General features: G+C 42.6%; 15 protein-coding genes. 8 read left to right on the top strand and 7 right to left on the bottom strand.

What is annotated here, in order from left to right:
* Positions 1-155 precede the first annotated feature (155 nt).
* The 3 genes from ACFQ21_RS29845 to ACFQ21_RS29835 form a co-directional block, all read right to left on the bottom strand.
* Positions 156-2,678 (bottom strand): TonB-dependent receptor, encoded by a 2,523-nt coding sequence (locus ACFQ21_RS29845; RefSeq protein WP_377586394.1) that lies wholly within the window; start codon positions 2,676-2,678, stop codon positions 156-158.
* Between the two features lie 123 nt (positions 2,679-2,801).
* Positions 2,802-3,149, bottom strand: coding sequence for a winged helix-turn-helix domain-containing protein (locus tag ACFQ21_RS29840; protein ID WP_377586392.1), 348 nt, complete (start codon positions 3,147-3,149; stop codon positions 2,802-2,804).
* A 93-nt stretch (positions 3,150-3,242) separates the two neighbouring features.
* Positions 3,243-4,121, bottom strand: coding sequence for a hypothetical protein (locus ACFQ21_RS29835; RefSeq protein ID WP_377586390.1), 879 nt, complete (start codon positions 4,119-4,121; stop codon positions 3,243-3,245).
* A 173-nt stretch (positions 4,122-4,294) separates the two neighbouring features.
* Here ACFQ21_RS29835 and ACFQ21_RS29830 point away from each other — a divergent pair, with 173 nt between their 5' ends.
* From ACFQ21_RS29830 to ACFQ21_RS29815, 4 genes are all read left to right on the top strand, one after another.
* A complete protein-coding gene (locus ACFQ21_RS29830) occupies positions 4,295-4,972 on the top strand; it encodes a response regulator transcription factor (RefSeq protein ID WP_377586388.1) in 678 nt (225 codons plus the stop codon).
* The gene (locus ACFQ21_RS29825) at positions 4,969-6,237 is read left to right on the top strand and encodes a sensor histidine kinase (RefSeq protein WP_377586386.1); all 1,269 of its coding nucleotides are present in this window, start codon (positions 4,969-4,971) and stop codon (positions 6,235-6,237) included. Before ACFQ21_RS29830 ends, ACFQ21_RS29825 begins: the two co-directional genes overlap by 4 nt.
* An 89-nt stretch (positions 6,238-6,326) precedes the next feature.
* On the top strand, positions 6,327-7,136 hold the full coding sequence (locus ACFQ21_RS29820; protein ID WP_377586384.1) for an HAEPLYID family protein: 810 nt from the start codon (positions 6,327-6,329) through the stop codon (positions 7,134-7,136).
* A 72-nt stretch (positions 7,137-7,208) separates the two neighbouring features.
* On the top strand, positions 7,209-7,649 hold the full coding sequence (locus tag ACFQ21_RS29815) for a PepSY-like domain-containing protein (protein ID WP_377586382.1): 441 nt from the start codon (positions 7,209-7,211) through the stop codon (positions 7,647-7,649).
* Between the two features lie 101 nt (positions 7,650-7,750).
* On the opposite strand, the gene ACFQ21_RS29810 is transcribed toward ACFQ21_RS29815, so the two are convergent.
* From ACFQ21_RS29810 to ACFQ21_RS29800, 3 genes are all read right to left on the bottom strand, one after another.
* Positions 7,751-10,645, bottom strand: coding sequence for a DUF6055 domain-containing protein (locus ACFQ21_RS29810; protein ID WP_377586380.1), 2,895 nt, complete (start codon positions 10,643-10,645; stop codon positions 7,751-7,753).
* An 832-nt stretch (positions 10,646-11,477) separates the two neighbouring features.
* Positions 11,478-12,680, bottom strand: a complete 1,203-nt coding sequence (locus ACFQ21_RS29805) for an epoxide hydrolase family protein (RefSeq protein WP_377586378.1) — start codon at positions 12,678-12,680, stop codon at positions 11,478-11,480.
* 134 nt (positions 12,681-12,814) lie between these two features.
* Positions 12,815-13,684, bottom strand: a complete 870-nt coding sequence (locus ACFQ21_RS29800) for a helix-turn-helix domain-containing protein (protein WP_377586376.1) — start codon at positions 13,682-13,684, stop codon at positions 12,815-12,817.
* 233 nt (positions 13,685-13,917) lie between these two features.
* Between ACFQ21_RS29800 and ACFQ21_RS29795 the strand changes: the two genes are divergently transcribed.
* Positions 13,918-14,922 carry a sensor histidine kinase gene (locus ACFQ21_RS29795; protein WP_377586374.1) on the top strand — a complete coding sequence of 335 codons (1,005 nt, stop codon included), beginning with the start codon at positions 13,918-13,920 and terminating at the stop codon, positions 14,920-14,922.
* Positions 14,919-15,689 carry a LytR/AlgR family response regulator transcription factor gene (locus ACFQ21_RS29790; protein ID WP_377586372.1) on the top strand — a complete coding sequence of 257 codons (771 nt, stop codon included), beginning with the start codon at positions 14,919-14,921 and terminating at the stop codon, positions 15,687-15,689. The genes ACFQ21_RS29795 and ACFQ21_RS29790 overlap by 4 nt, the downstream gene beginning before the upstream one ends.
* A gap of 341 nt (positions 15,690-16,030) precedes the next feature.
* On the opposite strand, the gene ACFQ21_RS29785 is transcribed toward ACFQ21_RS29790, so the two are convergent.
* Positions 16,031-16,222 carry a hypothetical protein gene (locus tag ACFQ21_RS29785; protein WP_377586370.1) on the bottom strand — a complete coding sequence of 64 codons (192 nt, stop codon included), beginning with the start codon at positions 16,220-16,222 and terminating at the stop codon, positions 16,031-16,033.
* A 95-nt stretch (positions 16,223-16,317) separates the two neighbouring features.
* Here ACFQ21_RS29785 and ACFQ21_RS29780 point away from each other — a divergent pair, with 95 nt between their 5' ends.
* Together ACFQ21_RS29780 and ACFQ21_RS29775 are read left to right on the top strand one after the other, a co-directional pair.
* Entirely contained in the window at positions 16,318-16,707 is a 390-nt protein-coding gene (locus ACFQ21_RS29780) for a hypothetical protein (RefSeq protein WP_377586368.1), read from the top strand.
* A 4-nt stretch (positions 16,708-16,711) separates the two neighbouring features.
* The gene (locus ACFQ21_RS29775) at positions 16,712-18,022 is read left to right on the top strand and encodes a TolC family protein (RefSeq protein WP_377586366.1); all 1,311 of its coding nucleotides are present in this window, start codon (positions 16,712-16,714) and stop codon (positions 18,020-18,022) included.
* Positions 18,023-18,026: the final 4 nt, after the last annotated feature.

Below are 18,026 nucleotides of genomic sequence, written 5' to 3'. Positions count from 1 at the left end.
ATGAGCTTTCAGGAATTGGACACAAGTAAAGAAGAAATTTTTAAAGTCAAAGAGACGGGGAAGTCGGGAAGTTTAAAAGTCCGGGAGTCGGGAAGCCCAAAAGTTATAAGTATGGAAGTTTGAAAGGGTTTAAGACATCTGTGAATACATATATATCAAATATTGTAGGTTAGGGTGGTGTAGTAGAAGCCTCCGATGGAGGGACCGCCCAGGAATGAATGATAGTAGTGATTGAAGATGTTGCTACTGCCGATCTTTACTGAGAATTTACGCCAGCGTGATGATACTTGTGCATCTACGGTTTGATAGGCTGGTACATTTCCGTTTACCAGGAATGATTGCCAATAGTAATCGCTCTGCCAGCGCCAGGTAATGTTGAATCCTATATTCTTATATACATGATCGTTTGCGAGTGAGACATTAACGATCCATCGCGGTGTATTGAAACCATCTTCAAGTCCATCGTTGTTGGACTTTCGCTGGAGTCGCGCGTAGGAAACATTGCCGGAGACATTGAAATTACGAAGCAATGTATAACGAATGCCTATACCGGCACCATAGTTATACGCTGTAGTATGCGAATTGGTCCACATGCGATAGCGGTCCTGCTTGCGTCTGTCGTTGAGATAAAACGGAATTGAATCGGCAATGGTGGTAAGGGGGATGTTCATCTCTACCTGTGCTATAAAATCATTATAGCGGTTGTAGTAAAAATCAAGATCGAACTGCAAGTTGCCTTCCAAAAATGTTCCTCTATACCCGGCTTCTAGCGAACGTATCTCTTCGGGTTTTACATAGGTATAATCGTTCTTTACCAGCAGGTCTTTATTCCTGATAATGGCATCATTCTGCGACAGCCCGGTTTGGTTTACATCGCGGATCACGGCTGCCTGAAATGCATCAATCGAAGCACGTTTATACCCACGCTCAAATATACCAGACGACATCACCGGTAAACCTCCTACCCGCTTTACTCCACCGCTATTAACATTCGAGAATGCTTCGAACACGCTCGGAAAACGGAAACCATTCTGAAAAGAGAACCGAATGTGATGAAAGTTATTCACCGAATATACTGCAGTAAAGCGTGGGTTCCATTTCAGCTTGAAAAACTCGTTCTTGTCGGCACGGATGGTGGCTCCCAATTTTAGTTTCTCACGAAAGGTTTTGGATGCCTGCAAAAATCCACCGGTTTTACTATAGAGTATATTTTCGCCTTCGTTCTCCGGATTAATAAAGTAATTGCCATCCGGAATAATAATATAGGTTCGGTAATCGAAACCAGCGAGCAGCTCTATACCGGTTGTCTCCTGGAAATGATGCAACAGTTCTTTGGTAAGATTCAATTGTCCCTCAGTATGTAGCAGGCGCGACTTTACCCGGAGCGCTGCCCCTATATCCCAGTTGTTGATACTACCCAGTTTTTTGATAAGATCATTAAACTCGGCAGAGCCCGGCTGCGGTCTTCCCGCATCACTGAAACTGCGTGCTATATGATGCGCGCTGGCAACGGACTCTCCTTCTTGTATAGCGGAGCGAAAGCTGTTGCTATAGTCAGAAAACCATTGGTCATCGCTCTTGAAGCTTCGGTCAATATTCTCGGCCATGGAGCGCGCGTTGTAGGACTTGCCTGTATTTTCAAAAGTAAGATACGCCAGTACCTGCAGCGATTTTGATTTATAGGCCAAACCGTGCTGCTGCAACTGGTAATCTTCCAGCCGGAAGCGATTGGAGCGCTGGTATATATTATCAAGGTTGGCAAAGCGATAGGTATAGATCAGTTTTTTATCAGGAGCAAATGCGTAATGTATAGCTGCATCGCCTTTGGAATTCCGAATGCTATAGTCGACAACTTCTTTCTCAAAATACCCGGTGCGCGCCACTACATAATTTTTGCCATCCAGGTTCAATGTTCTCCGATTGGAAGATTCATTGCCATACGAGTTCACGGCATCAAAAGCCGGGTTGTCGTTGCCGGTGAGACCCGTGCTTGTATTGGCTTTGGGGTTGAGATCCTGCCGGTCATCCGCAATCCAGTCGGTGCCGCGTATATAGGTTGCATTCAACTTAAATGCGAGCTTGCCAGACACAACATGCGCCCACCGTATACTGGTCTCTGAAAATGGCTTGGCACCGGTTCCGATTCTGTTAACACCAACTTTCTGCTGAACACTAATTCCAGCTGTTGTAAACGGATCTTTCGTAATAAAATTAGCAAGACCGTTGATCGCATTCATGCCGTACAGAGCCGATGCTGTACCGGGAATAACCTCTACAGTATATATATCGAGGTCGTTTGGTCCTAACATGTTGGCGATGGGCGTACCCAGGTGCGGTGCCTGGTTATCCATACCATCTACCATCTGCACAAAACGTACGTTGGTTGTATTACCGAACCCGCGTGTGTTAATTACTTTGAAGCCTACGCTGGGCACAAGCATCTGTATACCTTTTACATTTTCAAGTGCATCAAAAAAAGAAGGAGCTGCTGCCTGGTATAGAGAATGTGTATCAATCTTTTCAATACTTACCGGGGACTTACCCATACCTTCTTCCAAACGTGAAGCCGTTACAACAACATCGTTCAGCTCAACCGTTTTTATACTATCGCGTTGAGCCTGGGCAAAGGCGGCTTGCAAAATAAAAATGAACGATAACAGGGTAAAAATTCTCTTCATAGCAATCGATATGTACAGATGAACATATCGCTAAATATAAAAAAATGGAAGTACTATTTCTTCCATCCCGGATAAATCCGTGTAAAATAAAGACTATACCAGACGATCAGCTACTTCTGACCGTCAAATGTAGTCGAGGAGTGATTTGTCCTTTTCAACGATAGCCTGGATGCGGCCCATCATTCTCGTATAGGCATCAACCATTTTTTTACCGGCTTCCGTTACTTCTGTTCCACCACCTTTTTGTCCGCCTTTCTGTGCAATCACATAGGGCTTTTTCGCTTTCTCGTTCATTTCGTCCACCATCGCCCACGCTTTTTTATACGACATACCCATTGACTTGGCAGCTTTGGAAATAGAGCCGGTGTCTTGTATCAACTGTAATAATTCAGCCCGGCCGGGGCCAAAGAATCGCTCACCATCCAGATCAACCCAAACCCTCACCCGTATTTCTTTTTTAGCTTTTGTCATATATTCTGATTACTGATTGTCTTAATCTATATACCAAAAATAAAGCATTGCATAAAACTTATGCAATGCTTCGAACCTGTAACCTATAAAAAATTACTTTCGCTTATAGAAATAGAGATAAGACTTCTCTTTCTTCTTTACTTCACTGATGGTATAAAAACCGGAACCATCCGTTGCCCAGGCTATGGATTCACCTTGCGGCTCAGATTCGTAAGCAACTTCAACCGGTTTCCTCTTCAACAGTGTACTCACGTCTTCGCCCCGGCTGTTTTCCCAATAGTAAATGTGATCGTAGTTTTTCATGACCACATCTCCGCTGCCGGATTGATAATCCGCTGATACAATACTCGCGAATGGAAGTGATACAGTTTCCGTTGCTGTAAGTGTATCGGTTGTGCTGTAAGGATACTTTAATTTATATACATATACCGGATCTTCACGTTTGGACACTACATACAGATCTTTTGTTTTGTGGTCGATCATCAGCGACTCGGTATCTTTTATAGCATTCGGAAGTTTGAATACAATTTTATCAACCGCGGCAACGGTAGTATCGCTCCTGCCCTGCCGGACACGAGGCTCCCGCAAGCGGTAGATATATTTATAGGGATATACGGCTTCGTTGTCTCCAATATCACCAACATAAATATAGCTTTGATTGGAATCTGGTCCGGGCCCAACGGATATATCTTCCCAATCACGGTTCTCAAGTCCGGCCAGGCTGCAGGTATATACAATGTTCAGATTCTTGTCGATCAGGTATAGTTCTGCCTTATTTCCGCTGTCATTCAATGCCCACAGCATACCCGGGTTGGTAACACTGGCTGCTATACCGGATACTTCTTTCAACTTCTTTGTTTTAAGTTCCGCCAACCGTTGTCCTTTTTCAAATTTATCGGTAAACGTGTCTTTTCTCGTTTGCATACAGGAGGCGAAGGCCAGCACACAAACTATTGCTATTTTAAATTTCATATAAAAACATCTTAATTACAGCACAAAAATAAAAGCGAAATCCGGAAACAATTAGGAACGAAAGCTATGGTTTATTTTTTATTGTTTTCATGAAATAAATCATTCCCATTTCTTTCCGGTTTTCATCCTTACTTTTGACTGATAATTCTCCTGAACGAGATACGCCACAAACCATGAAAGTACTGGTAATTGAGGATGAAGACGAACTGCGCAACGTCATTGTAAGTTCCCTGGAAAAAGAAAATTTCCTGGTAGAATCGGCTGCTGATTATACGGCCGCGCTTGATAAAGTTACCGGTTATCAATACGATTGCATCCTGCTGGATATTATGTTGCCGGGTGGCAATGGTCTTTCAGTGCTTAACGCGCTGAAAAAAATGAAGAAGCAGGAGAACGTCATTATCATTTCGGCCAAGAATTCAGTTGATGATAAAGTTAACGGTCTCAATCTCGGTGCTGATGATTACCTCGCTAAACCATTTCATTTATCAGAGCTTACGGCCCGTGTTAAATCGGTCATCCGCAGAAAAAGCATGAACGGCCAGAATGTTATTGAACTGAACAATGTAAAGATACATGTAGATGACCGGCTTCTTTACGTAAACAGCGAGCCCGTATCATTACATCGCAAAGAGTTTGATATACTCGCCTATTTTATAGCGAACAAGAACCGTCTTATCAATAAAGCTGCATTGGCAGAACATATATGGGGCGATCATATCGATCAGGCTGACGACTTTGAATTTATATACTCACAGATCAAAAACCTGCGCAAAAAATTAAAGGACACTGGTGCACAACTTGAGATACAGGCTGTTTACGGTGTAGGCTATAAACTGATCGTTCCTTGAAGCTGTTAAACTATACACTCTCCTATCTTTCTATAGCATTGCTGGTGGTGGTGGGCGTATGGGCCGTTATCTTTTATGTAAATATGCTCGATGAAATTTACGACAGCATTGATGATGGTCTTGAGAATTCAAAGATCCTCATCATTCGCAAAGTAGAGAGCGATACCACGCTGATCCATAAAACAGAATTTATGGAGAGTAACTACGCCATTCACGAGATCACCGACAACCATGCACTACACGTTCGCGACATCTATATGGACTCCACGCTATATATGCAGAACGAAAAAGACTTTGAACCCGTGCGCATGTTAAAAACGGTGTTTCGCGCATCCAACGGAAAATACTATGAACTTCAGATCGTATCATCGATGGTGGAAGAGGATGACCTTATCGAGGATCTCTTTTATGCCATTGTGTGGCTATACATTGTGTTGCTGGCCAGTGCACTCATTATTAACAATGTGCTATTGCGAAGAGTATGGAAACCTTTCTATACCATTCTCGACAAACTAAAGAACTTCCGATTGGGAAGCAACGAGAATTTCGCTGCGGAGAAAACCAACGTAAGTGAATTCAATATTCTGAATGAGACTGTATCGTCATTGCTGCAACGTAACATCGCTATATTTAACAGTCAGAAACAATTTATTGAAAATGCATCACACGAGTTACAAACACCACTCGCCATCAGCATCAACAAACTGGAACTGCTCACGGAAAAGAATTCACTTTCCGGTGACCAACTGAAAGAGATCAGCACCGTTATTGAATCGCTCGAACGCCTCACGCGTTTAAATAAAACACTGCTGCTTCTGTCGCGCATTGAGAACCGGCAGTTTCCACAGGAGACATCAGTTAATTTTAATGATCTTGTACTTCGGCTTGTATCAGCCTTTGGCGATTTGTCTGAATTCAAATCCGTAACCATACAAGTTGAACAACCCGGTACATGTATCTATACACTCAATGCAGAGCTCGCCGAGATCATGTTGTCTAACCTCATCAAGAATGCCATTCTTCATAATTACCCGGAAGGTTCCGTAACCATCACCATACACGCTTCCGGCATATCAGTAACCAACACCAGCCATACAGGTGCTCTTGACGAGACACATATCTTTGACCGGTTCTATAAAAATTCGTCTGCTAAAAACTCTACCGGTCTTGGGTTATCCATTGTCAAATCTATTGTGGATTACTACGGGTATACCATTCGCTATACCTATACCAATCAACACCACACATTCGCTATATCGTTTTAGCGAAACGTAGTTTTTTATTATACGATAGCATTCTTCCTGATTGTTTCCTGATTCAGGTGCTTCCTTCGCCCTTGTAAACAATCATGCTTATGGTATATCACAGACTATTCCTTTTGGTATTATTCATCGTTGCAAGCGGCATTGTGTTTTCACAAACCGGCACATCAACATTACCGGTAAAAGTATCACATGCAGAACCGGTGTTCTTTGATTTGATCCGCGACCTGGGCGCACGCAAAGGTGAGCGTGAACTAAATATAGGGATGGGCATGATCAGTACCGATGCCTATACCATTCAATCATACCTGATTGAATACGAATTTGCTCCTGTAAACAGACTGGGAGTAGAAATTGAACTACCGTTCTCCTTTCATAAACTTCCGGAGAACGAAGATCCGGCCCAGGCTAAAACAGAAACCGGACTCGAAGGGATCAAAGCAGCCTTTCAATATTCGTTCTTCATTTCAGAAAAATACCAGACCACATTTGCAGTCGGGTATATATATGAAATACATGGAAAAAGTTTCAATATGCTTCAGTATTCCGGCAGTACACACAATCCCTTTCTTATCATAGCCAAACGTTGGGGAAGACTACACACACTGCTATATACCGGACCATCCTTTGAATCCCAGTCGAAACATCACTTTCGATCAATTCTCATCAATACCAATATTGACTATGTATTTCCGGGTACAAAAAATTTCCTCGTGGTTGAATTGAACAAGGAAATTACAAAGGAACATCTGGCGATGATGGTTCGTCCACAGGTAAAGATGGCGTTGTCCAACCAAATCGCCTTAGGACTCGCGATAGGTATACCTGCCGGCAACACCGAAGAGAACCTTGATTTTCTTTTACGCTGGATATACGAGCCCCGAAAAAAAATATCGCGCTAACCTGTTTTTCCTAATTGTTTCCTGATTTGGATTTGATCTTTACACTGTATTAAACTATAAAACAATTCAACTATGAAAAAGCTCATCATTCTTTTATTAGCGGTGTGGATATTGAACGTACACGCAAATGCCCAGGATATACCACAGAGCCAGGTTCCTTCGGTGATACTGAACGCTTTCCAGGTAAAGTTTCCAAATGCGACAGACGTTGACTGGGAATTAAAAGGCGACCAGTATAAAGTTGATTTTGAAATCGGAACGCGCGACCATGATGTATGGATCGACAAAAGCGGAAATATTAAAAAGCATAAAGAAGATATATCGAAAAAAGATCTGCCGCAGGGAATCGTAAATAAGATCGCCAAAGATTTCAGCAGCTATAAAATAGATGGCACGGATAAAATCGAGGCCGATGGCAAGGTGGTGTATCTCGTTGAACTGGATGGTACTGCTGATGATCGTAAGGTGACGTTTACTTCTACCGGTGACGTGCAGGAGAATATAGTGGACTGACTTTGTTGTGGATGTTAATCGTTAAAAAAATGTAGCTCGAATAAAAGAGGACGGTTCATCAACCGTCCTCTGCTTTTTATTGATCCAATGGAATAAACTAGTCAATCGGTCAATACAATTTTACCGGAGATTATCCGTTTTAGTCCGATTGCTTTCAGTATATATACCGATCCCTTCGTGTTTAACGCAGCTTTGTTATAGTTCGCTGTTCTTGAAGAGCCTATTTGTTTTGAATCAATTACCCGGCCCTGCAGATCGAGTATCTGAAGTTCAACATTTTCATTTTCTTCAAATCCGTTCAATTGAACTGTAAAATCAGATGATGCCGGATTGGGATACGTAACGATGCTTTCTGATCTTTCGTCTTCTGCTACCAGCGTAGCAGCCTCTCGTGCAGTAGCAGAACTATAGCCCATTACACGCCATTCCAATATACCGGTAGACTGTGTTGGATTCAGCATCGATACACGCAGACGATTTAGACTCACTGAATTAATATTGACTACGTTAAAGGCATTGGTCTGCAAGGGTACATCTGCAAGTTTAATCCACGAAGAACCATTCCAGTATTCGAGCGATGCAGTTGTCGGGGTTAACACTCCGCCTCCATCATTGAACCAATATACCTCTGTCGCGGTAACGGTATAATTCTGTGTCCAATCATACTGTACCCATTGTGTTGAATTCGGATTGTTCCAGTTACCATAGGCACCATGCGATTTATCGTTCGAATTTGCCGGTACAAAACCATCGTTCACAGCGGCCAGTGTTTCCCACGGAGAAACGTACGATGTTGAGCTAGTTGCCAGCGGTGCTATATTCGTTGATGTAGTATTGCTAAGCGCGATGGTAAAATTCTGTGTCGTCTGCGCCCCGCATGCGTTGGTATGGCGTGCTATATAGGTTCCAGTAAGATTGGATTGTACATTGCTGATCGTTATCTCGCGTGTGGATGCTGTATAACCGTTGGGTCCTGTCCAACTCCATGAGCCCCCGGTATTGGGTGCAGGTCCGAGTTTTACAGTTGTTCCTGCGCTAACAGTTGCCGAAGCTGTTTGTACCCATGCGCCACTTCCGGTTTGTGTATACGGGGTAATGGTTGTCGGAGTACAACTGCTACAGCCGATGGCTGTCCAACTCATGTCTGCATCTGTAAAATTAGTATAGCTTGCATTGATGTCTATGTTGGATGAATGCGATGCGCCTTGTCCATCACAAGCGGTGCGACCATTGTTACCGTGTGGCGTTTGTAAATATACTCCGGCCGTTGAGCAACTTCCGATCTCGGCATCGCCTCCTACTACAACACCATTACCATACGTTGATCCCCAGGCCCACGCAACATCCTTAAAGGTTGCGTTGCCGGAAAGATTACTGTTGAATAATATGGCACCATCCAGTACCTGTGCCGTGTTGGTATAGCTGCCTCCATTCACATTGCAGTTACCGGCAAATTTTGCGCTGCCGCTGGCAGTAACATTCTGAAGTCGCGCAGTACCCTCTACCCGAACACTACCGGAAAGATTGGAACTTCCCAATACAACCGCCTTCGGGCCTACATATACCGATGACGCAACGGTAGCGGTACTGGCCACCCAGCCACCGCCATTCGCATGTGCACTTCCCGGGAACAATGATTTCAGATCAGCCCGGAAGTTAGTCTGGTATCCTTCGGGTACAGCGTTCTCAATGCGTACTTCATACGGATAGCGATGTATCTTCGGGAAGCCCGGCTCCCATACATAATCATGCTTGGTGGTTGGTGCGCCCATTACAACCAGGTATAATTTTGATGTACCTGCCGTAAGTGTATAGGTAGCTTCACCGGTAGTAGCACTTTGCATGGGGCTATATATAGATGTACCAGCCGATGTAACTTCCACAAAACCCCAGCGCCAGCCGGCTTGCGCATTTACTTCCGTGTGCCCTTTGAACTTGATATGTACAGCATTGGATGCACAGTTTGGATAGAGTGGGATAATATTCATACCATAATCCTGCGGTGCCATATAGCGCGGCACGATATAGCGGCCGTTGCTTGCATTGACCTGATCGAGAATGGTATACTCTCGCCACAGCCACCAGTTTTCAGAAGCCTGAGTCTTGTATATATTTACCTGCGCGCGAATGTCAGCTCCAAATCCCTGTGCAGGATAATCGTAGTTCGCTTCACGCTTTGCATAATCATACATATTGTCGCAAAGTTGTGCCTGAGTCCAACCGCTGAGCCGCCTCCATGCTTCCGTTGCCGTTTCGTTGGCAATGGATTCGCGCCACAAGCGATTTACCGTATTATAGCCGCCATAGTTTTGCTGAATGTTCATCAACCATTTAAAGGTGCTGTAGTGATGGCGTGTAGACGCTACGTGGAAATGTCGTGTCATCAACCAACGTGGTAAATCTTCGCTCGCAAATGTAGGAAACTCAACACAGCGCATATAGTTGGCGTGGCATTCCCAGAACCAGCCACCCGGTTCGTAGTTTACAAATCCTCCGTTGGGATTCTGCTGTATATTATTTTGTCCTTGCAGGGCGTGAGCAAACTCGTGACTCAGCACATACGGATCGCGCGTTGCACCGGGATGTACCCACATCGCACCAATGTTGTTATCATACGAACCACCGAATGCCCAGCCGGTTGGTCCACCGGTGCCGGTATAGGTATCGTTCATAACCACTATAATTTTATAGGTTCCTAATTTACCGGTGTTGGGTACAAAACCGATTTCGGTAACAAACTTGGTAAAGCTTGCTTCGAGGTAGCCTGCGAGTTGTGCAGGATCAAACCGAAGATCAGGATTGGAATACGTGGCAGGACTGGTACCCACTACATTTCCCCAGAAAATAACAAAGTTCGTTGACTGATATGTTTTATCCCATGACCACTGGTTCCAGGGTGCGGAACTGAATTGGTTTGGTATATATACTGTTTTCTGCGCATATAAACCGAGGGATAGCAAACATAGTGTGATTGTTAGTAAAACAATTCGTTTCATAGTTTGAAGTTTGGAATCGATAGACTGCTGATTATAGCCGATTACCAGCCAGTTATACAGACATGTTGTTTATTTCGCTATTCAGCAATACTCCTTATTATATATAGAGGAATATATACCTTTTATTCATAGGCATATTATATAGTATAATGCTATACACTTAGTAATAAAGGTTAGAACATATATCCGGGTTAACCATCAACAAAACGTATAATTAAAGCTAAGATGGTTCGTGAGTCTACATTTCACATATATACTCCGGTAGTTGTATTATATTACCAGATATATTAATGACACAACAGTTAATATATATAGCATTGACACAACAGGTTACAACATATACTATATATCAGATTTGAACGATACGTTTATTAGCCGCGTTTTATTGCCCAAAGATCGCTATAAAAACCCCAAGAGGCGTTTTGTCATGACATCGTTCTCGGCAATGGAAATTGGTTTTACGAGATAATCAACAGTACCATAATTCATACACTCTATTCGTGTTCATTAAAAATCAGGTTAAGGATACAGATTATATTCCAAAGCGATTGTAATCTTTTACTAGTGGCGTAGCAGAATATACACTAAAAATCGCGCCATGGATATATAGCAATGAATTAGACAATCGGGACCGAAAATTCTGTCCTCGCTCATCATTCATACCATTTCAGTATATATTAACAGACGGTCTTTTCACATTGGCGAATGTTAAATCAAGCAGCAAGCTCCAATTGCTAACGCCTGCATACCGATAAATAAAAAAGACCGAAGACTAATCTCCGGTCCTTTATTTTTTGAGACAGGTACATTTACCTGCATCTGTGTTGCTGAATCACTTAATACTATAAAAGAAATTCTTAAGCTCGTCAGCAAATGTATTCGGAACCTCGAGAGCTGCGAAATGTCCACCTTCATTCAATTTCCGGAAGCTTGTTACATTCACAAAACGGTCTGCCCACTCTTTTGGAAACTGCGCTTCTCTCGGATACACCGATATACCGGCCGGTACATTACTTTTTTGCAGGGGCTGTGAACCTCCCCATTGCGCAATAGCATCTGCTTTATACATTCTGACAGAAGTTGCAACAGTTTCAGTTACCCAATAGATCATGATGTTGGTTAGCAATTCGTCCTTGCCACCAAATGCTTTTTCGATTAGTTCGGGTGTAGCACCGGCATTGACAAAGCTTAGAATCCATCCTGCAAGTGCAGTGGGTGAATCATTCAAACCATAGGCTATGGATTGAGGTTTGGTGGCATGTACCATGGCATACGCACCTTCGGCATACCACCACTGTTGTACAAACTGGGCAAACTGTTTTTCTGCTTCGGTCATAGTCGATGGATCTTCCTGTCCCATCGGGTAACCGATATCTGTAAAATGTACACCGGCTACTATAGCAGGATATTTAGATGCCAATGCTTTGGTAACTCCCATACCTATATCGCCACCGGCAGCATAGAATTTTTCATAGCCCAGATTTTCAGTCATCAATACTTTCCATAAGTCGGCAACAGCTTCACTGCTCATGGCAACTTTGTCTGAAAAGCCGAAACCCGGTATGGAAGGAATTATCAGATCAAAGCTTTGATCGCCTTCCGTTAACAGCGGAATAATTTTGTGAAAGCGATAGTAACTATCAGGCCAGCCATGTGTCAATATAAGAGGCTTCGCATTTTTACCTTTTCCTTTTATATACTGAAAGTGAATCTTTACTCCGTTCACGTTGGCTATATATTGTGGATATTTATTCAATGATACCTCCTGCTTGCGCCAATCATATTCGGTAAGCCAGTAACGAACCAGGCCGCGCAGGTAGGTTTCGCTTGTACCAAAATTCCAGCCGGAGCCTTCTGCTTCACCGGGCCAACGGGTGTTTTGCAAACGGCTCTTCAAATCATTCAATACTTGTTGGGAGACTTGTACTTTGAATTCTGTTACGTTTTTCATTTGTGGTGTTTTTTTAGTTTGAGAATAGACACTCGTGATGTTCAACACGAGCAGTGTAAAGATGAGGGCATGTAGTTTGATCATAGTGGGATCGTTTTGTTTTGGGTAAACAAAGCTATTCTTTCGGATAGGCACTCCGTTAGACGACATGTCGGAAGAAATGGTATAAATTTCGGTTTTTACTCCGTCACTGTTTTACTCGGACAAGGTTGTATGCTCTACCCTTTGCGGTATTCGGAGGGAGTATATTTTGTGAGCTTTTTAAATGACTTGGCAAAATGAGAAGCATCTTCATAGCCAATCCAGTAACATATTTCCTGTACTGACATGGTGGTTTGCTTCAGCAGACTTTTGGCTTCCATCATTACAAATTCATCGATGAAATTCTTCGCAGATTTACCCAACTCTACCTGAAGCACTTCGCTTAAATACTTAGGTGTAATGTTCAAATGGTCGGCATAGTAAGCGACTTCCTTGTTCTTGGAAAAATGTTGCGCCACCAATCTTCTAAACTCATGGGTAATCTTTTCTCTCCTGGAAACATTGGCGTTCTTAGGTGTGTCGTTTTGAATGGAGTGGAAAGAGTTTGCTAACATCAGGAGCGCATGAACGATTCCGGGTACTGTCTCTTTATTATCTTTTAATACCTTCAGCAGCCCGAACACTGATTTCATTTTTTTCGTCTGTTCGTCTGTCAGACAAATTACATGATCTCCACCGTGAAAGAAGAACGGGAGCGAATGTAAAAACGAATTTGCCTGTATACCTTCCAGTAATTCTTCTGTAAAATAAATGGTATCATGCTCTGCGGTATAATTACCAGCCCACTGACAAACCATACCCGGACCGACTGTAGTCAGGCATCGCGCTTTCAATGTATAATCTGTGCTGCCAATTTTAAAAGTATCGCCTTTGCCTGTATAGGTAACACCAAGTCCGTAGGCAAATGTTCTGAACGGAAAATTGACGTGTGCATTTTTATAGGTATGCCGGTCTGCCAGGAAAAATGGGATGTTAAAGCTATCGGCATTCTGGTGTTTCAGATACTCGTATAAGTTGAAAGACTTCAGGTTGAATTTTCGTTGCATGTCGAATATTTACCGTTTGACACACTGTTACTCTTTTCGGTTCGAATGGTTTGTTAAAATTACTATGCCAATGATTTGTACGTTGCCGGAAACACTTTATGCGACCTATGTTTTTGTCAGACCTCCCAAAACCTTCAATAATACCTTGGTCCATCTCGTTAACCGGATTGTCCAGTTCAAATTGTATCTTGAAGAAAATACGCTTCTTACTATACCTTTGTGTTTATTTTACCATGAGAAAGTACAATATTAAGGTAGGGCTAGCTCTTTCTCTTTTTATAGCTATCCTTGCTTCCATTCCCAGGCTTATCCGTTTTGAAGTAATAAACTACGAAAACATTGCCGGGAACATTGCATATACATTTAGCTACTCGTTTATATGCTGGTGCTGCCATCACTATTTTATTCAAACCCGGTTCCTTGTTCGCCCGCTAAGCATACACTGGATTAAAAACGCATTCAGTATCCTGATCTGCATCACCATTTCCATTTTATACAATAAATATATTGCTGCATACCTTCATATACCGGTTATACCCGATCCCTTAGAGACTGATCCTAAATTAAGCATGTTACTCTTTCGTGGCACATTGGTGAGCGGGTTTCTGTTCTTTGTAGCCTATTACCTTTACGTACTTACAGCAACTCAGCAATCGGTTATTGAAAATGAAAAATTAAAAAAAGAAAATCTCCAGGCGCGGCTTGATTCACTCAAGCAGCAGATCAGCCCGCACTTCCTGTTCAATTCGCTTAGTACGTTGAGCAGCATTGCGCATGAAACCAAAGTAAAGGAGTATATAGCAGAACTATCAAATGTATACCGTTACCTGCTCCAGGTGCGGCAAAGTAATTTTGTTACTGTTGCGGAAGAACTGGCCTTTGTTGAGTCATACCTATATATCTTAAGCGAACGTTTTGAAGATGCTCTGAAAATAAGAATTGAGGTTGACCAAAATGCCAGGCAATCCAAACTTCCTCCGCTGGCGGTGCAGATGCTGGTTGAGAATGCAGTAAAACATAACATAGCCTCATCGATCAAGCCTCTTTTTATCGAGATACTGAGTATAAATAAATTCCTGGTTGTTCGTAATAATTATCAACCCAGGCAGTCTCACGGATCAGCATCCGGGCACGGTTTGCCTAATATACGCGATCGCTACCTCCTGCTCGCCAATACATCCATTGAAATTGAACAAGGAGAGAATTACTTTAGCGTTAAACTCCCAATCCTGACATGATGCGGGCACTGATTATTGAAGACGAACCGAAAGTATCCAAGGAACTTCGGAATATGATACAGACTCTTCGGTCTGATATTTCCATACTCGGTACATTGGAATCCATCGAAGACTCGGTGGCGTGGTTACAGTATCATGAGGCGCCTGATGTTATATTTTCTGACATTCAACTCTCAGACGGACTCAGTTTCGACATTTTTAAAAAAGTAACGGTTCATACTCCTGTTATTTTCTGCACGGCATTCGATGAGTATATGCTGAGTGCTTTCGAAACGAATGGTATATATTACCTGCTGAAACCTGTCACTCCCGACAAGCTTGACGAAGCCCTGAAAAAATATGATGAGCTAAGACAGTCTTTTGATCGTACCAAAGACGAATATACCAAACGCATTGAGCAATTATTGGGCAATATGCCTAGCGCGTACCGCAACACATTACTGGTAAATTTCAGAGATAAAATTACCCCCGTAAAAACAGACGATATAGCTTTTCTTTATTATAACAACGGCGTAGTAACGGTTTCGCTTTTTAATGATCAGCAATACTTTATCCAGGAAACGCTGGATGATCTTGAAGCAAAACTTAATCCGCAGATTTTCTTTCGGGCCAATCGCCAGTTTATAGTTCATCGCGATAGTATAAAAGACATTGAACGATATTTTTCTCGCAAACTGATTATCCGGCTATCTATAAAAACACCTGAAAATATCCTGGTTAGTAAAATAAAATCCACTGCCCTTCTAAACTGGCTGGAGAATAGTTGATCAATCCGGTAAAAGAAAAAACACCTGGAGACAATCACAACGATCGCAAACCGATAGCGTATAGTATATACGTTTTCATTTAAATGCCCAACAAGGATTCAGGGCGATTCACTCGGCAATTTGTCTCTTTCACCATTTTTTCACTGCCGTCACTTCTCACCAATCGCTAACTCATGCCCCAATCAGACCGATAGTCTGTATATCGTCAACATACATACGCAAGTGCTATACATGTAGACGGGTTACTTTCAAACCAATCATCATGAAATCTGATCATTCAAATGGCAGCAATTGTTTCGGGCTTATTACTGCTATCACGTTTGTTATAATAGTGATTGTTCTTAACCTGTCATACCTATATTGGTGTAGTTGATATTACGCAATTGTAATATCTGTTTATCGGTTACAGGCATGGGATAAATAACATCATACATCTGCCGTACATAATCCAGACTATAAACGCAACTGCCCTTATTGCCATTCGCATTCTCGTTGTTTAAAGACTGCACACCGGCCGAAACACTCGTTTCCACACGTGTCCATTTCAACGGGCAATTTGTCCCTTCAATATTTATTTCAAAGTCTCATAGTACGGAACCGCCGTACACTTGCATAAAAATAAATAACAATGAAAATAAAATCAGAAAGTACAGTCGCTGCTATACTTCTAGTGTGCATGTTGTTAGCATGTTCGGCAATCGTGGGGTTAGCACAAACACCGGAAAGAATCGAAGGTATATGGACTAACACACAGGGTACACGGCAGGCCAAATTTTACAAAGAAGGTAATCTGTATATGGCAAAATTAACAGAAACTGCCGCAGACGACAGCAAAGTAAAAACGGGCGACCTTATCTTCAAAAATCTGAAGTGGGACGGAAAAAAATTCAACGGATTGGCAAGTACTCCCAAAGGAGAAATGCCTTGCACTATATACTTTGAAAACGAGCAAAAAATAAAAATCACCGCATCGAAAGGTTTTATGTCCCGCTCGGTATACTGGTCACGTATCCAATAAAGCCATGCGTATTTTGTTTTTAACGATAGCCGTGTTCATCATGCAGCAGGTTCAGGCACAGTATACATTTCATTCGCTGGAAGAAATCTGGAACTACGCTGAATCTCATTCTGCACAAATGTATACTGCCTATAGTAATCAGGCTATAGCCGGCAAGGGTATTGATCAGGCTTATGGAGCATTGCTTCCCTCGCTTGGCATAAACGGATCATTCACGGATAACATCCAGCTACAGCCGACCCTGGTTCCGGCAGAATTGTTCGGGGGCGAACCCGGTACATATCGGGAAGAAGAGTTTGGGAAGCGTTATATATATAATGCAGGTATTACAGCCCAGATTGACCTGATCAATACCCAGAGCTGGTTTTCCATCAAAGCTGCCAGGCAATATTATGAGACCGCCACGCTGAACGTAATAAAAACCAGGCATGAACTATATAACCAGTTGGCCAATGCCTATTACAATTATTTATTAATGAACGAAGCATCTGTTTTGGCAAAAGAGAGTCTCAGCATTGCGATAGGAACATACGAGACTATATCTGGAAAATATACCGAAGGGCTGGTAAACGAAGTGAGTCTAAATACGGCACGGATCAATCTTGGCAAAACGGAAATGAATCTTCATGATGCGATTCAAAACAAGCATCTAGCACTTAACAACTTAAAAATTCTGCTGAATTTGTCTGTGAAGGATTCTGTGACGCTTGAAGTTGACACGCTGGTATCAGCACCGGCATTGGGTCAGCTGTCTCAAGACTTCCCCACAGATAATGAAGTAAGGCTGGCATATTCAAACATGCTTGTCGCAAAAATAAACTGGCAGTCTGCGAAAGCTTCCTATATACCAACTTTATCGGCAGTATATTCAGCAGGCAAACAACTTGCAGGCGACAACTTCTTCAATTTTGAAAACACCAGTAATCTTCCGCAACAATACTGGGGTCTCCGGCTAACGATACCTATACTTTCAGGAGGTACACGTGCCTATCAAACTGCGCGAACAAGAATTGAACTTGATACTCAGCAAAAGGTATACGAGAGCAGTTTGCGTAGCGCTCAAATTAATGATGACAATCTTATCCTCGCATACGAGCGTACCTATAGCGCGTACCGGGAAGCTCGTAAAATACTCGATCTGTATCGTCAAAATGATTCGCACGCGGACCGGAAGCTTCATGAAGGGCTCATCTCGGTTGATGAACGACTGCGCGTATACCAGGATTTTATAACCTATCAGCATGAATACCTGCAGGCGGTATCCCGGTATTTCATTCAGTACTATACTATACAAGTTCGCCAAAAGACTTTCTGATTCT

The sequence above is a fragment of the Ohtaekwangia kribbensis genome (assembly GCF_042676245.1).
Taxonomy (GTDB): domain Bacteria; phylum Bacteroidota; class Bacteroidia; order Cytophagales; family Cyclobacteriaceae; genus Ohtaekwangia; species Ohtaekwangia kribbensis.
Note: the sequence above shows the minus strand (reverse complement) of the source record. Positions and strands in the feature narration are given on the sequence as shown.

What these genes read in the sequence shown, in the direction of transcription:
- ACFQ21_RS29805 (WP_377586378.1), bottom strand. Translation starts at nt 12,680, where the DNA reads ATGATCAAACTACATGCCCTCATCTTTACACTGCTCGTGTTGAACATC.
- ACFQ21_RS29795 (WP_377586374.1), top strand. Translation starts at nt 13,918, where the DNA reads ATGAGAAAGTACAATATTAAGGTAGGGCTAGCTCTTTCTCTTTTTATA.
- ACFQ21_RS29810 (WP_377586380.1), bottom strand. Translation starts at nt 10,645, where the DNA reads ATGAAACGAATTGTTTTACTAACAATCACACTATGTTTGCTATCCCTC.
- ACFQ21_RS29815 (WP_377586382.1), top strand. Translation starts at nt 7,209, where the DNA reads ATGAAAAAGCTCATCATTCTTTTATTAGCGGTGTGGATATTGAACGTA.
- ACFQ21_RS29830 (WP_377586388.1), top strand. Translation starts at nt 4,295, where the DNA reads ATGAAAGTACTGGTAATTGAGGATGAAGACGAACTGCGCAACGTCATT.
- ACFQ21_RS29820 (WP_377586384.1), top strand. Translation starts at nt 6,327, where the DNA reads ATGGTATATCACAGACTATTCCTTTTGGTATTATTCATCGTTGCAAGC.
- ACFQ21_RS29790 (WP_377586372.1), top strand. Translation starts at nt 14,919, where the DNA reads ATGATGCGGGCACTGATTATTGAAGACGAACCGAAAGTATCCAAGGAA.
- ACFQ21_RS29840 (WP_377586392.1), bottom strand. Translation starts at nt 3,149, where the DNA reads ATGACAAAAGCTAAAAAAGAAATACGGGTGAGGGTTTGGGTTGATCTG.
- ACFQ21_RS29775 (WP_377586366.1), top strand. Translation starts at nt 16,712, where the DNA reads ATGCGTATTTTGTTTTTAACGATAGCCGTGTTCATCATGCAGCAGGTT.
- ACFQ21_RS29800 (WP_377586376.1), bottom strand. Translation starts at nt 13,684, where the DNA reads ATGCAACGAAAATTCAACCTGAAGTCTTTCAACTTATACGAGTATCTG.
- ACFQ21_RS29780 (WP_377586368.1), top strand. Translation starts at nt 16,318, where the DNA reads ATGAAAATAAAATCAGAAAGTACAGTCGCTGCTATACTTCTAGTGTGC.
- ACFQ21_RS29835 (WP_377586390.1), bottom strand. Translation starts at nt 4,121, where the DNA reads ATGAAATTTAAAATAGCAATAGTTTGTGTGCTGGCCTTCGCCTCCTGT.
- ACFQ21_RS29845 (WP_377586394.1), bottom strand. Translation starts at nt 2,678, where the DNA reads ATGAAGAGAATTTTTACCCTGTTATCGTTCATTTTTATTTTGCAAGCC.